This is a genomic window from Anabaena sp. EIM26, from assembly GCF_057568715.1.
In genome coordinates this window covers 3,791,419-3,805,690 of the sequence record NZ_CM172472.1, presented here as the reverse complement: position 1 = coordinate 3,805,690, position 14,272 = coordinate 3,791,419, and the positions used below count along the sequence as shown (strand labels likewise).

Genomic DNA, 14,272 nt, shown 5'->3' with positions numbered 1-14,272 from the left:
TTCACTCAATACTCAGTACTCGGTACTCGGTACTCATTACTGAAGTTGGCAAGGACGGAAAGATAGACGATGTAGGGGTGATGGGCCGTATTGTTGCAGAGCCAGCAAATGTCGCTGGCTTCCATAACCTTTGTTATGCTCTAAGTCATACATGGGATACTTAGATGCTAAACGTAGCACCAGATCATCACGCCAAACCTTAGCCATGATACTAGCAGCTGCAATGTTGAGCGATCGCTCATCTCCCTTAACGATAGTTTGCTGTGGTATCAATAAATCCTTTACCAACTGATTGCCATCAACCAAGCAAATTGTAGGCTGTACCTTTAGCTTCAGTACAGCTCGTTTCATCGCTAACAGCGTTGCTTGCAAAATATTTAGCTTGTCAATTTCTGCTGTGGAAGCATAACCAATTTTCCAGTCTAAAGCCAGCACACCAATTTGCTGCGCCAGCTGCGTTCTTCGGGAAGCAGACAACTTTTTGCTATCTTTAATTTTAGCTGCCATTAGTTTTGGCAAAGCGTTAGCGGGTAATATCACTGTTGCTGCTACTACAGGCCCAAATAGCGCACCTCTTCCCACTTCATCTATACCTGCAACCAACCCATGATTATCTAAGTAGGTGGACAACTCCAGCCAACTTGATTCGTCTAAGGGTGCGGTTGAGTCAACAGATGGAGATGTTGGCTCTGTATCTAACATAAAAGCCGTTAACTGTCCTCTAGGCTAGAAATACCTCCATCTACTGCTGAAGAACGACGGCGACGACGGCGATTGGAAATGGAAGCATTATTTATTTCTTCTTCTGTGAACGACTCAAATCCCGTTTCTTTATAATCTTCCAGCGGTGGTTCAATTGTTGGTTTAGGAAAATATGGTTCTTCTGGCTCAATTTTTGGTGTAGGCATTTTGACTTTAGTAACTTCAGAATTCGTTCTTTCAGAAAAGGTTGATTCTGATGTTGATTCAGTTGATTCAGTTGTTGGTATTGGTGTTTGTCCAGGTTGCAAAATGTTAAAAATCACAGATTTGGGATTCCTAACCTCTTGCTCTAACTTCACACCAGGGGAAATTCCCATCAAAGCAAACATATCTTGTTCCTGGAGAGTCATTTCTACAGAAACAATCTGTGGAGGTTCTACTACAGGTTTAACTGGATCTATTTTAACTTTGGTGCGTTCTGTTCTTTCATTCCAACCAGATTTGCCAAGAGTTGGTGTTCGCAGTCCATCTCGTGCATCTTTAAGAGGAGCTTCGCTAACGCGTCGTGTTTCGGATAGAAGAGATGGCATTTCTGGTGTGTGGGTTAGTTCACCATCAGTATCCAAGTCTAAATCTGCTTCATTAACAAAAGCTAATGGAGTGCCTAACCGGGATTCATCTTTGCCGTTAATCCCATTCATCCCAATTCGACTACGACGGGTGCGGGTACGACGTTTATTATCACCCATTTCTTGATAACTGGGGTGGTTGATCAAATGGGTAGGACTCAATTCAGAGTCACCTTCAAATCCTTCTCCAAATCCATCATAGCTTTCCCGTGGTTCTGGTATGCGGGCAGATGGCATACGTGGTTCTCTTTGAGGCAGGGGTGCAAATCTATCTTGTATGTCTGCTGCTGGGATTGGTAATCGGTTTTCTATTTCTCCTGGTAAGCGGAGGGTATGTCCTAAACCGCCACAGGTGGGACAAGTTTCTCCAAACAATTCATAAATATTTTGACCTTGGCGTTTGCGGGTTAGTTCTACTAAACCCAGTTCGGTCAATTGGGCGATTTGCGGACGGGCTTTATCAGCTTTGAGGGCTTTGTTAAAGTGTTCTAAGACTTGTAGTTGATCGCGCCGTGATTCCATATCAATGAAGTCAACAACGATAACACCTGCAATATTCCGCAACCGTAACTGACGAGCAATTTCTGTTGCTGCTTCGCAGTTTGTCCACAAAACTGTTTCTCTAGCTGTTGCTGATCGCGTGAAGGAACCTGAGTTAACATCTATGACTGTTAATGCCTCTGTTGGCTCAATAATGATATAGCCTCCAGAGGGTAAGTCTACTCTAGGTTTGAGTGCTTCACGAATAGCGGCACTGATGCGGAAGTATTCTAAGATGGGAGAGCGATCGCGATGGTGATCAATTAGCACACCTTGTGGCGTTTGTCCTCCACTCCAGTTTTGTAAATATTGCTTGACTCGTCGCAATCCAGTACTGGAATCAACGACAATTCTATTCACATCAGCGCCGTACATATCCCGCAATACGCGCTGGATAAAGTCATCATCTCGATTCAATAATGCTGGAGGACGGGTAGATTGCGCTTCTTGCTGGATTACTTCCCATTGCCTTTGCAGCAATTCTAAGTCTTCAATAATTGCTTCTTCTGGCTTGCCTTCGGCTTCTGTGCGTACCAGTACACCCATACCCGCAGGTTTGATTAAAATTGCCAGGGCGCGTAGGCGGTTGCGTTCACTTTCACTCTTTATTCGCCGAGATAAATTTACACCTCTACCATAGGGCATTAGGACTACGTAACGTCCAGGAAGGGTGATGTTACCTGTGAGCCTTGGGCCTTTTGTTCCCGTTGGCTCTTTCATCACTTGCACTAAAACTTTTTGCTGTGGTGTGAGCAGTTCGGTAATGGCTGCGGCACTACGCTTGAGTTTGAGTGGGCCTAAATCGGTGACGTGAATAAAACCGTTGCGTTCTGGATCACCAATATTTACAAAAGCTGCGTCTATCCCCGGTAATACATTTTCTACTACGCCTAAGTAGATATCACCAATTTGATGATGACCAGTGGCAACAACAAGTTCTTGGATTTGATCTTCAGAAAATACGGCAGCAATTTGATGCTGCTCTGCGATAATAATTTGTTTTGGCATTCAAGTTCCTCAAAAATTGGCAGCACCAAGGGGGGATGAGAAGGAAGCTCTCCGTTATACCTCTAGCCCCTACTGGCAGCCCTACAAGGTGCTACTGGTAATAAAAATTCCGTTCTCTGAGAGAGCTTCCCATAATTGGAAGCTATTAAAAATGTAATTGCGTTTACACGCCTGATTATTCCAGAACGAGTGCATATGTTTTAAGTAATTAAATCAACCGTCCGTGGTTGATTTCTGATGCAATACCTTTACCATCTAGGGTATTAGTATTCAGCAGGTGTTGTAAAAAGCATAGAGTTAGAGATCAGGCACAGGGGTATTGTTAATAACTGATTCACTTTCTTAGCTATAGAGAGTGTTCTTTAATCTGCCTTAGTTTGTCTGGGATACGATCCTAGAATTTGCACTCTACTGATATCTTGGCTTTCGCTCCCTGGGTATCAGGGTGGTGAATCAGGTCATTCAATAATGCAGAGCCGGAAAATTTCTCTTCACTTGATTTTAACGCAACCTTGGTGACATACTCCACAAACTAACTATTCGTTGAGTGTGGGCTTCTCAGCGACTCTTCTTTGAAGACATTGACTGAGCTTTAAGGCCGTGTGTCCCACGGTTCTTTCATTGATCAAAGTAAGTGCTATTTAATTTCAAACGAGCATTTACGGCTTTGTCTGAAGTTATTTGCTAGTATACGCTGATTTGTACCGCAACGGGTAAGCAACCTAAGTTTCCTCCATGCTGTCTTCTCTCGCCTATGGCGTTGGTTAGAGGGTTATCATATTGCTAAAACTAGACGATTGCGGTGGATATGCAGGAGGTGAAATTCTGCACCAGCCACTGTTTCTAGTATAGTCAAGATTTGCTCAGGACGCAAGATCACACCATCAGGGCGACAGCTACCCAAATAACGTAAGACAGCTTTTGACTCAGATTCCGAGTTGTGGGCTGATACTAACTCTATCTCAAATAAGCGATCGCGCAGATTTATAATTTGATGTTTGCCTGATTTGGTGGTGTGGTCTGACAAAATTTCGTCTTGGGCTTGAATTGCCGAAATCCATTTTTGCCATTGCGTTGCGGTTACTTCCCCTACAGTAGACACTGTTAGCAAATATTCTGCTGATTCCAACACTTGGTTAGCTGCTGGAGATTTTAAATCTATCTCTTCCACATTATATATGGGTATGTCTGTGGGCAGTTGCGTCAGCAGTTGTTCACGAAAACTTTCCACATCCATTGGTTGAGTTAATTCAAAATCTACAATTTCACCGCTGCTGGTAGCACCCAATGCTAAGGCACTTGTCAGGGAAATGCGGGGGCCCTGGATGAAACCCACCGGTAAAAGCTACGGGTAAACCGGCTCTTCGCATTACTCTATCAAACAGACGCATTAAGTCAAGATGACTTACTAAAGCCATGTCACCTTGTTTACCAAACCAAACCCGCAGACGTTGTGCTTTGGTGGTATTGGGGACAAAATCGCCCACAAATACCGGAATTTCTGGGGATTTGATCACGATATTATGGCCGAAATCAGTGCCGCAGACACCACAATGAGAACAACCTTCAAAAGAACAATCGGGAACAATTGCCGCTTCTAGAGCGCGTTGTAAGTCTTCTTGCAGCCACTTTTTATCAATCCCTGTATCAATATGATCCCAAGGTAAGGGAGTATCGAGTACCGAGTGAAGAGTACCGAGTGAAGAGTTCTGAGTGCTGAGTTTTGAGTCCTGAGTAAGGATTTTTTCCCCTGCTCCCTGCTCCCTGCTCTCTGCGTCCTCCTTCCCTACAGCAAACAAATTCCATTCGCCATTTTCAACTAGGCGGTATTTCCAGTCTAGGCGAGCTTCAGCAATCGCATTTTCCCAAGCTTTAAAAGCCTGTTCTACGTTCTCATACCAAGAATCCATCCCTGCACCCAATTCCCAAGCCCGACGCAATACTTTAGCTAAAGAGCGATCGCCCCGACCTATAAAATCTTCCATTGCAGAAAGGCGGAAATCAGTGAAATTCACTTTCACTCCCCGCATTCGGCGGAATTCTTGTCGCAGTAAATTTTGTTTGCGTTTAAACTCAGAGGTAGAAACCGAATGCCATTGAAATGGGGTGTGCGGCTTGGGCGTAAAATTAGAAATCGTCAAATTAAAATTAATTGATCTTCTGCCTTTAGCCCAACATTCTTGCTGTAACCATCTGACCGTCTCGGCAATACCCAAAACATCAGTATCTGTTTCGCCAGGTAAACCAATCATAAAATACAACTTGATTTTATCCCAGCCTTGCTCCCAAGCAGTTTTTATTCCTCGCAATAATTCTTCATTTGTCAAGCCTTTATTCACGATGTCCCGCATCCGTTGGGTTCCGGCTTCAGGAGCAAAAGTCAAGCTGCCTTGTCGCGTACCTCCAAGAATATTAGCAATATTCTCATCAAATCTGTCTACTCTCTGACTGGGTAATGTCAGGGAAATATTTTCATTTTTTAATCTATTTTTGATTTCCATCCCCACTGCTGGGAGGGCTAAATAATCGGAACAGCTGAGGGAAAGCAGGGAAAACTCATTGTAACCTGTCGCCCGCATTCCTGCTTCAATTGCTTCTACAACCTGATCCGGTTCTACATCTCGTGCAGGACGAGTCAACATTCCTGGTTGACAAAAGCGACAGCCACGAGTACAACCGCGCCGAATTTCTATTGTCAATCGATCATGTACTGTCTCAACGTAGGGAACTAAACCAATAGAATAAGCAGGAATCGGCGTTGCTACTCTGCGGAGAATCCGTTTTGGTACATCTGGACGCAGGGGATATACTGCACCACCCTCTCCCATTTCATAAAACCGAGGCACATACACACCAGGAATTTGCGCTAGGTCTAGCAACAGTTCTTCTCGACTTAAAAGAGCTTTTTTCCCTTCTGCTAATACCAAGCCAATTTCTGGTAACAGTTCCTCACCATCCCCCAAAGCAATAAAGTCAAAGAAATCAGCGTAAGGTTCCGGGTTAGATGTTGCCGTTTGTCCACCAGCAAAAATTAGGGGAAATGAGAATTGGGGATTGGTGATTGGTAATTCACCCCTACTCCCCTGCTCCCCTGCTCCCTGCTCCCTGTTCCCTGCCTCTTCTCTCTCTTGCCATGTCAGCGGAATTCCTGCTAAATCCAACATTTCTAGGATGTTGGTTGCACCTAATTCATAACTGAGGCTAAAGCCTAAAACGTCAAATTCTGTCAGCCAGCGTTTGGACTCTACCGCAAACAAAGGTGTTTGGGTGGTACGAAGTTTGACCGCTAAATCTGGACCTGGTAAATAAGCGCGATCGCACAACTGATTTGGTTGGGCATTCAAAATATTATAAAGAATGATATGCCCCAAATTAGATGCACCGACCTCATATACTTCTGGGTAAGTTAACACCCAGCGTATAGTTGCCGTATCCCAAGGCTTGTGTACTGCTAAACGCTCGTTACCAAGGTAACGGGCAGGTTTTAAAATATCCGATGTTATTAATTGCTCAACTAAAACAGCCACTTTGCTATCTTCTAGCTACCTTAAACTACAGCTAACCACCCTTAACTTAGCATTGATTCTGTCTTTCAACGTAATTTATCATCGTGACTGGGAACTGTTTCACTATCACCTATGTTTTTCAGAACAGGATTTATTTGAAAATAAACTGTTTTAGCTCAATTGACTATATGCCTGAAGTCTCTTTGCTGAATCTTTATTGGTTGACTCTTTTTGTTTAAAGATTGTTATATCTACACTATAATTTGTATTTATATATACATTTTTTTTGTTTAAGTTAAAAAACAATCAACATAGACAGCCAAAAAACAGATTAACCATCTGTAGCGATGATGATAGACCTTGCTATAGCTATCAACTACAGGATTCAAGCACAAATACACTCAACTGTTCTCCTCAATCTTGATCTTCACTCATGGCAAAAAGCAGGGTAAAAAAAACTGTGTATCTAAAACTTTCTCGTGATCTAAATCACTTAAGCCCAGATGTTTGGATCACTTTTTATACCGAGCTTTATCTTAGATAATAGATAACAATTACAGTTGGTTTATTCTTTATGAGCACACAATACGCAATTCGTCAATTAGTAGAGAGAGCGTTGCACATAAAAAAATTAACGCCAGAAATAGAAAATGAGATTAACTCAGAACTTACGCAACTGGGTTACATATCCGACGTTGATTATGAAGCCCTAGAATTATTAATGGCAGAGATGGATGCTGGACGAGTTCAGTTAGTTCCCCATTGGGGATAATCAATCTTGATAAATTCATAATTCTTGATCATTATGGGAGGCTTGCCAAAGTTGGTGAATAAATTGATTGAGCTGCTGTTGAGCAACTGTATTAACGTCGGCTTTTGCTTCCTTGGGTAAAAGTTGGCTCAATAGACCAATGACTTCTGTATCCAGTGCCGCCTGAAATAACTTGATAGGCCACAATAAGTCAGATGCATCTCGCAAATCGGTGATTAGTGGTGTTTCGTGGCTCAGGTTAGCCAAAAGCAAAGGACGCACCCAGCACAAATCACGAGAAATTACAACTTGAACGACTTCAGCATAAAGATTTCTGTCACTATAATTTAAAGAAACAATCTGTCCCGGTTGAAAGTTAGGGCTAATATCCATTTTCTTAATTTTAAAAGTAATACTAGTGTAGTATTATGATAAGGCTTGAAGTTGTCTAGTCTTCAGCGCCAGCAACAACCAGGCAGCAAAAATTTTTTGCCTGGAATGGAAAAAGAAATGTTATAAGATTAAGTAAACAACTGTTAAGCAGATGCTCAACAGAAACCGTATTGCAGTAAATCAAGTATAAAAGAGCAAAGAGTAGTGTCAGTCGAAACCATTGAGAAGCGTTCCACATCCCGCAAGCTCGCGCCTCAGTATCGCGTTTTGCTCCATAACGACGACTACAACTCTATGGAGTATGTGGTTCAAGTACTAATGACAACTGTGCCGAGCATTACCCAGCCTCAAGCTGTGAGCATCATGATGGAAGCTCATAGTAATGGGTTAGCCTTAGTTATTACTTGCGCTCAAGAACCCGCAGAGTTCTATTGCGAAACATTAAAAAGTCATGGATTGAGCAGCACCATTGAACCTGATGAATAGTAATTGGCCATTAGTCATTGCTCATTAGCAGTATAGTGTTGACTGATGATAATTGACTAATCCTCCATGATGAAAATTAATTTAGAACAACTAGCCCAGTACCCCGTCCTTGTCAGACTGGGCTGTTTTATACTGGCTTTGTTGTTATTATGGCTACCTTTTGCAGCACCAATATATTTACTCGTGGCAGATACTAATTTAGAAAGTATCTTGACAATGATACTACTTTATGTAGAGTTTATTTTTTTGGTCAAGCTATGGGGTAAGGAAGTCTATCAACAGCCTCAGATATTAACTCATTATGGTTTAGAGTTTTCACGCCTAAATGGTGTAAATTTTGTTCAAGGCTTGGCTATTGGATTAATTAATATTTTAATTGTATTTGGTATACAGGGTTTATTCGGTTGGTTGGTATGGCAACAACCCAAAGTTTTTTTATTGAAAATAGTTTTAGAAGGTTTACTAGTTGGGTTCGGTGTTGGTTTTGCAGAGGAATTATTATTTCGTGGTTGGTTATTAGATGAGCTAAAAAGAGACTATAGTTTAACTTTAGCAACTTGGATAGATGCTATTCTATTTGCTGTTGCCCATTTTATTAAACCCTTAGAAGCTATTATTCATACTTTGCCACAATTTCCAGCTTTGGTATTGTTAGGGTTAACGCAGGTATGGGCAAAAAGTTGGTGTCGAGGCCGTTTGGGTTTACCTATTGGTTTACATAGTGGTTTAGTTTGGGGTTATTACATTATTAATGTGGGAGAATTAACAAAACATTCGGAGGTAGTTCCTGACTGGGTGACAGGTGTGAATAATAATCCTTTACAGGGAGTAATGGGGGTGTTATTTATGGGTGGAATGGCTTGGTGGATGCGAGGGAGAAGTGTTAAATTTAATTATGATTAGATATTCTGTAATTTTACTGTTATTAATATTTTCTTTTTCTTGCACATCTCCAGCTTTGGCTAATGTCTGTCATCATTATGATGGACATGAAATTTGTATTCTTAGTATTAAACGTAGTGCTAAAAAATATTGGGAATATCGGGCTGCTGTAAGTGTAGATGGTGTCAAAACACCTGTTGAGATTTATAATTGTCGTGCTAGGTTTAAGGTTAATAAAGATAGGACTCTTACTCAATTTAAAGAGAATAGTCCTGGTGAGATGATTTGTAGTTTTTTTAAGAAGTAATCATAGGAAAAATTGAACAAACATAATATATACCCGCGAACCCCCCTTAAAAAGGATGGCGAAGATAAGTTACAAAGATCATTTTTGTAGTGAAATGGTGTCACCAGATTTTTCTATTTAACCTGAGTTCGACATAAGATAATTTGTGGAAAACTTACTCCCAGTAGGAGTTTCAAACCCTTATTCTCTCGCCCTTAAAAATCATAACTCCGTTCGCGTAGCATCTCCGAACTCCGAACTCCTAACACCGAACTCCGAACTCAAGTTATTTATTGGGTGTCGTAAAAACACGCCAAATAATAAATACAGTAATCCCTATATATGAGAATACAGTCAGCCATTCTTGCCAACGTGATATATCATTCATAAGCAAAAGAAGGATCAAGAAACCGCTTCCAGAATTGTACCAACCAAACACGCCCGATCTAAATTAACTCCGTTCAAATTTGCAGCTTCTAACTCTGCACAAAGTAAGTTAGCCCCTGTTAAATTCGCTCCTGCCAGGTTTGCACCCCGCAAGTCTGCTTCTTCGAGGTTAGCTTCACTTAATAATGCTCCTTGTAAATCAGCCCGACTTAAATCTGCACCTTTAAGATTTGCTCCTGTGAGGTTTGCACCGCGTAATTCAGCACTTCGTAAGTCAACACCTTGCAAGTTCACACTCATTAAATTAGCACCACTTAAGAAAGCACCAGCCAAAGTAACATCGCTGAGTGTTGCGCCCATCAAGTTAGCACCCCGCAAATTACTACCTCGCATATCAGCATTGCTTAAGTCTGCTTGCATTAAATTTGCTCCCATGAGGTTAGCCCGCAAGTCAGTTTCTTGGAGGTTAGCGCCCATCAAATTCGCACCTTCAAAATGTGCGCCTTCGAGTTTAGAACCAGTAAAGCTAGTACCAACTAGGGTTGCACCGGCTAAGTTGACGCGGCTTAAATCTATTTGAGATAGTTCCTCGTCTTCTAAATCTGCTCCTGGGAGTTGTTTGATTTTTCCTAATCTAATGGCTTCTATATTCATTTGCTGTAATTACTGATCTCCTCACTACTTTTGCTATGGCTGTCCCATCGTGAATCAAGTAACCACATACCACTACTGACTTTAGCTATCATTAGGGGTAAGTCGAGTCCCTGTTGTAAACCCATAACTAATAAAGTTAGGGTATCTACAAGTTTAGGGTCGAAGCGGGTAGATTGTTGCAGTCTGCACTCATCTAAAGCTTGAGCAAATATATCTTCTCCACTTTTATCTGAGTATTTTTGCCGATTGACTCGTAACTGAAAATCTGATGCTAATGCTAAGATTCTGGATTCTAGGGGAATTTCATCTCCAACTAAACCGGCTGGTTCTCCTGTTCCGTTCCACCACTCGGTTTGGTGAGTGATAATTTGGGCAACTGCTCGTAATCGTGGCATTGTCCGTAATACTTGTACTCCTGGGATTAGGGGACAGGTGAGGGGACAACTGGGGGCATTTTCTTGGTAGCTGGTGGATGTGCTGCGAACAAGTATGCTTTCTGCATTTTGTAGTGGATCTATGCGGTGTAATAACCCTGCTAGGCGCAATCTCTTAATTTGCCATGCTGGTAAATCTAACAACTGACCGATTGTTTCCGAAAGTGCCACGACTTCTGCTGCGGCTTTGGGGTTGCTGATATTTGCTAAATCCATTAATTGCGCCATCCGCAAAAATGCCTGGATTTCGTTAGAAACCAAGTTGCGATCTAGGGCTTTTTGTTGCAGGGCTGCGGGGAGGGCTAATTGTTCTTGTCCTGCTTGTAGGTAATCGACGACGCGGGAAACAACTGCACTTAGGTCTTTTGGTGCGGTGATAGAAGCTTGAATTGCTTGTTTATGGGTGCTGAGTTTGGTTGCTAATTCTGGGTTGTATTTTTGAATGTGCGCGATCGCTATTTCTGCTGTCTCACTGACTAACTCTGGTTCAAATGTCCACAAACCATAAAATTTACGTTCTAAATCTGATCCTGGTAAACCACCGATTCCATAATCAGCCTCAGATAATTCTTGACAAATTACCATTGCTGTGTATTCAGGCGATAAAATAATCAAGTGCCATTCCTGTTCTACAGGATCACCTGCGGCTATAGCTACTAAATCAACATTCGGTAACTGACTAGTAGGGTGTTCTGCAAAACCTGCATCAGCAGATGCCATGATCGCAATTCCACGGCTGCGCTTGGCAATATCTGCGTATCTATTTGCTTCCTGCAAATACCATTTACCTTGTTGAAACGCTGTTATTACTAAAGGCGCACCATCATCAGTTAAAATATGGTCTTCCAGCGCATGACACAGCGAGACGAGAGTATTTTTGTAGTACACACCAAAATGAACCGGCCTGTTACTATGACGATGCGCTACTTCTAATTTTTGGAGAATTGAACCTTCTAGCATGAATTTTGGTGAAGATAATCGCAGATGATGGGAGGGGGACAAGTGAAAATTCCATCATTTCCCGTACTCCCCAGTGTTCTATGATACGCCTGCCAGATGTTTCTCTTTAGTTTCAATTGGCGCAGAAAGTGCTGTTTCTAACTCAGCACAGCCTAATTTTTCTTCTAAAATGTTCATAACTTCGCGTCCGAAGTCGTTAGGGTTGCGTCGCCAAGCTTGTAAACAGACTTCTCCGAAAAATGAACCTAGTGGTTCAGGGTTCCACAGAAGTTTTTTAGCTGTCCAGGGCATCAAACTCATTGGATCATACCCTGGTTTGAGGATACCTTCTTTAAAGGCATATTCTTCTAAATGGGTATGAGGTTGTAGTCCAATAAAGAAAATGGCAGGCTCTACTTTATCAGCACCGAAAATCCGTTCTAATTCCCGGTGATAAGCGATCGTTTGGCGAATGGTTTCATGACGTTCGTCAATAACATTAAAAGAGTAATTGACGGAAACCAAGTCATTAAAACCAGCGGCTTTTAAATCACGACAGTTTTGCAAGACAGTCCGCAGATTATACCCCATCCGCATTTTTCGCACTAATTCTTGAGAACCGCTAGTAATGCCGATTTCAAAGTAGTTCATCCCTGTTTTTGCCATCAAGTCACACAACTCTGGAGTTAAGTTGTCTGCTCTAATGTATGCTGCCCAGTTTATATCTGTCATGCCAGAATCGACAATCTTTTGTAATAGTTCTATAGCATCGTCGATATATTTGCGTGCAGGGATAAATTGAGCATCAGTAAACCAGAAGTTGCGAATGCCGCGATTATATAATTGGCGCATCTCAGCCACAACTTCATCGGCTGGGTTAATGCGTACCTGTTTGCCTTCAACAACAGTATAAACGCAATAACAGCAGTTATGAGGACAACCACGCTTGGTTTGAACACCAACATAGAAATCTTGATCTTGCAGGTAATAATTAAATTCCGGCCAGATATTTTCTATGTAGTCATAGTTACAAGCTGTTTTTTCTAAGGGTGTGGGTTGTTCGTGGATCAGACGTTCTCGTGGTTGATTTTCTCCCACTACATAACAACGTTCATCTCGAAATTCTTGTCCACCTAAGAATTTTGTTAGTAAGGTTTCTCCTTCACCGACAGAGATGATTGTCCCTTGCGGTAAGCTTTTACCCAACTGTTGATAAAATACGCTGACTGCACCACCACCTAAAACTACACGTGCTTGAGAGTGATATTTTTGGGCGCGAGCTAATCCACGTTTAACTAAGCCTAAGTTACGCCACAATTCTACATAATAGGCAATAAAGATGCGTAAACCGCCTAATGCTCCACGTAATTTAGTGAGTGGGTTTTTGGCATAGTAAAATTCAAAGGCGTTTTGCAGTGGGTTTCCACCGCGTCCACCTACTGGAGCATATATTTGAATATCGCGCCAAGAAAAGACCAGGAGTGTGGGTTTAAATTCATCAATACAGGTATCTAGGGCAGTAGCATAATCTAAAGGTGGTACTGTGCCTAAATCAAAAATCCGCTGTTCAATGTTGGGAAACAGCTTGTGGACGTGATCAGAAAGATAAACAACCCCAATGGGAAAGATGGGATTACAGGGAAGGCGAACGTAAAGAATGCGGTTTTCCGTCATAATGTTTTAACTTCCATCTTGCCGATTTTTTAGGTGAAACCTATAGAAAAATCTGTTTTAAACTGTGATTTTTTTAGTTTACTGAAATTACCAAGATTTTGCTTGACATTTAAGCAAATTATTGGTATCGAAAAGTTTTATGTTAGTAAAATTGCAAAAATCTAAATCTACTGTGCATAAAATCATGGAGAATTATACATACAGATAGACTATATGAGGAAAAATTTCATATAGCTTTACCATAACATTGAGTCTATTCATTAAGCGATTTTTTTTCGTCTGTAATTCTTTGAGATAGATGAGATGGAAGGGAACAGGGAGTAAGGGTTAGAGAGTAGTGAGCAGCCTGGCAAGTCCTAAAATGATAAATTTGAAAAAAATGGGATATGGTCAGGAAATTTTTATAAATAAAGACATAACTTTAGATAGAAATAATGCAGAAAATCCCAGTTGGTAGTCGGAGTTACAGCAACTGGGGATCGGGCGATGTTAGTTTTGCCTATGTAATGTAGAATTGTGGCGTAAAAGCTCCTCAGCAGTTATGGCTCAAATATTAGATCCTCTACCACCGGAGCAATCGGGGAAGTTTCTCTGCTGCTACGTCAATGCCACGAGTAAAATGCAGGTGGCTCGCATCTCCAATATTCCTAACTGGTACTTTGAAAGGGTTGTGTTTCCTGGACAACGGCTAGTTTTTGAAGCCCCGAAAGAAGCTCAGATGGAGATTCATACGGGAATGATGGCAAGTTCAATTTTATCGGATACGATACCGTGCGATCGCCTAGCCATCGGTGAACCTACTAGCGATGGATGTGATGATACAGATTCTTTAGAAGAAAAAAAACCGATAAATACTACTTCGATGGGTTCTTCCATAAATACAAAAATTGGAGATAGTACAAAACCCTTACAAATCTTAGGATTAGCATCGGTTGATTAAAAAAAATTTTTCTCAATTTTTAGGGTTGCTGAGTTCAGCAGCCTTTTTTATTTAATTGCTG

The 14,272-nt window shown here is 41.5% G+C and carries 13 protein-coding genes; 5 read left to right on the top strand and 8 right to left on the bottom strand.

Annotation, left to right across the window (positions count from 1 at the left end):
• Positions 1-36 precede the first annotated feature (36 nt).
• From AC012T_RS16530 to AC012T_RS16515, 4 genes are all read right to left on the bottom strand, one after another.
• Positions 37-702 carry a ribonuclease HII gene (locus AC012T_RS16530; protein ID WP_487059866.1) on the bottom strand — a complete coding sequence of 222 codons (666 nt, stop codon included), beginning with the start codon at positions 700-702 and terminating at the stop codon, positions 37-39.
• 8 nt (positions 703-710) lie between these two features.
• The gene (gene rne, locus AC012T_RS16525; protein ID WP_487059865.1) at positions 711-2,879 is read right to left on the bottom strand and encodes a ribonuclease E; all 2,169 of its coding nucleotides are present in this window, start codon (positions 2,877-2,879) and stop codon (positions 711-713) included.
• 775 nt (positions 2,880-3,654) lie between these two features.
• Positions 3,655-4,215 (bottom strand): TIGR03936 family radical SAM-associated protein, encoded by a 561-nt coding sequence (locus AC012T_RS16520; protein WP_487059864.1) that lies wholly within the window; start codon positions 4,213-4,215, stop codon positions 3,655-3,657.
• Positions 4,145-6,406 carry a TIGR03936 family radical SAM-associated protein gene (locus tag AC012T_RS16515; protein WP_487059863.1) on the bottom strand — a complete coding sequence of 754 codons (2,262 nt, stop codon included), beginning with the start codon at positions 6,404-6,406 and terminating at the stop codon, positions 4,145-4,147. Before AC012T_RS16515 ends, AC012T_RS16520 begins: the two co-directional genes overlap by 71 nt.
• Positions 6,407-6,959: 553 nt before the next feature.
• Here AC012T_RS16515 and AC012T_RS16510 point away from each other — a divergent pair.
• Positions 6,960-7,157 carry a hypothetical protein gene (locus AC012T_RS16510; RefSeq protein WP_015214563.1) on the top strand — a complete coding sequence of 66 codons (198 nt, stop codon included), beginning with the start codon at positions 6,960-6,962 and terminating at the stop codon, positions 7,155-7,157.
• A 15-nt stretch (positions 7,158-7,172) separates the two neighbouring features.
• Here the strand turns inward: AC012T_RS16510 and AC012T_RS16505 are convergent, their stop codons facing one another.
• A complete protein-coding gene (locus AC012T_RS16505; protein ID WP_487059862.1) occupies positions 7,173-7,529 on the bottom strand; it encodes a hypothetical protein in 357 nt (118 codons plus the stop codon).
• A 204-nt stretch (positions 7,530-7,733) separates the two neighbouring features.
• Between AC012T_RS16505 and clpS the strand changes: the two genes are divergently transcribed.
• The 3 genes from clpS (at position 7,734) to AC012T_RS16490 (ending at position 9,204) form a co-directional block, all read left to right on the top strand.
• Positions 7,734-8,015: an ATP-dependent Clp protease adapter ClpS gene (gene clpS / locus AC012T_RS16500; protein WP_015214561.1), complete on the top strand. Its 282-nt coding sequence runs from the start codon at positions 7,734-7,736 to the stop codon at positions 8,013-8,015.
• A gap of 69 nt (positions 8,016-8,084) precedes the next feature.
• Complete coding sequence (locus AC012T_RS16495; protein ID WP_487066634.1) at positions 8,085-8,918, top strand: CPBP family intramembrane glutamic endopeptidase; 834 nt, start codon at positions 8,085-8,087, stop codon at positions 8,916-8,918.
• Positions 8,911-9,204: a hypothetical protein gene (locus AC012T_RS16490; RefSeq protein WP_487059861.1), complete on the top strand. Its 294-nt coding sequence runs from the start codon at positions 8,911-8,913 to the stop codon at positions 9,202-9,204. The genes AC012T_RS16495 and AC012T_RS16490 overlap by 8 nt, the downstream gene beginning before the upstream one ends.
• A 381-nt stretch (positions 9,205-9,585) precedes the next feature.
• Here AC012T_RS16490 and AC012T_RS16485 read toward each other — a convergent pair whose 3' ends face one another.
• From AC012T_RS16485 to AC012T_RS16475, 3 genes are all read right to left on the bottom strand, one after another.
• A complete protein-coding gene (locus tag AC012T_RS16485; protein WP_487059860.1) occupies positions 9,586-10,224 on the bottom strand; it encodes a pentapeptide repeat-containing protein in 639 nt (212 codons plus the stop codon).
• A complete protein-coding gene (locus tag AC012T_RS16480; protein WP_487059859.1) occupies positions 10,221-11,618 on the bottom strand; it encodes a DICT sensory domain-containing protein in 1,398 nt (465 codons plus the stop codon). The genes AC012T_RS16485 and AC012T_RS16480 overlap by 4 nt, the downstream gene beginning before the upstream one ends.
• Before the next feature lie 78 nt (positions 11,619-11,696).
• Entirely contained in the window at positions 11,697-13,271 is a 1,575-nt protein-coding gene (locus AC012T_RS16475; protein ID WP_487059858.1) for a photosystem II high light acclimation radical SAM protein, read from the bottom strand.
• A 541-nt stretch (positions 13,272-13,812) separates the two neighbouring features.
• On the opposite strand from AC012T_RS16475, the gene AC012T_RS16470 reads away from it, so the two are divergent.
• Complete coding sequence (locus AC012T_RS16470) at positions 13,813-14,211, top strand: DUF1830 domain-containing protein (protein WP_487059857.1); 399 nt, start codon at positions 13,813-13,815, stop codon at positions 14,209-14,211.
• The last annotated feature ends 61 nt before the right edge of the window (positions 14,212-14,272 follow it).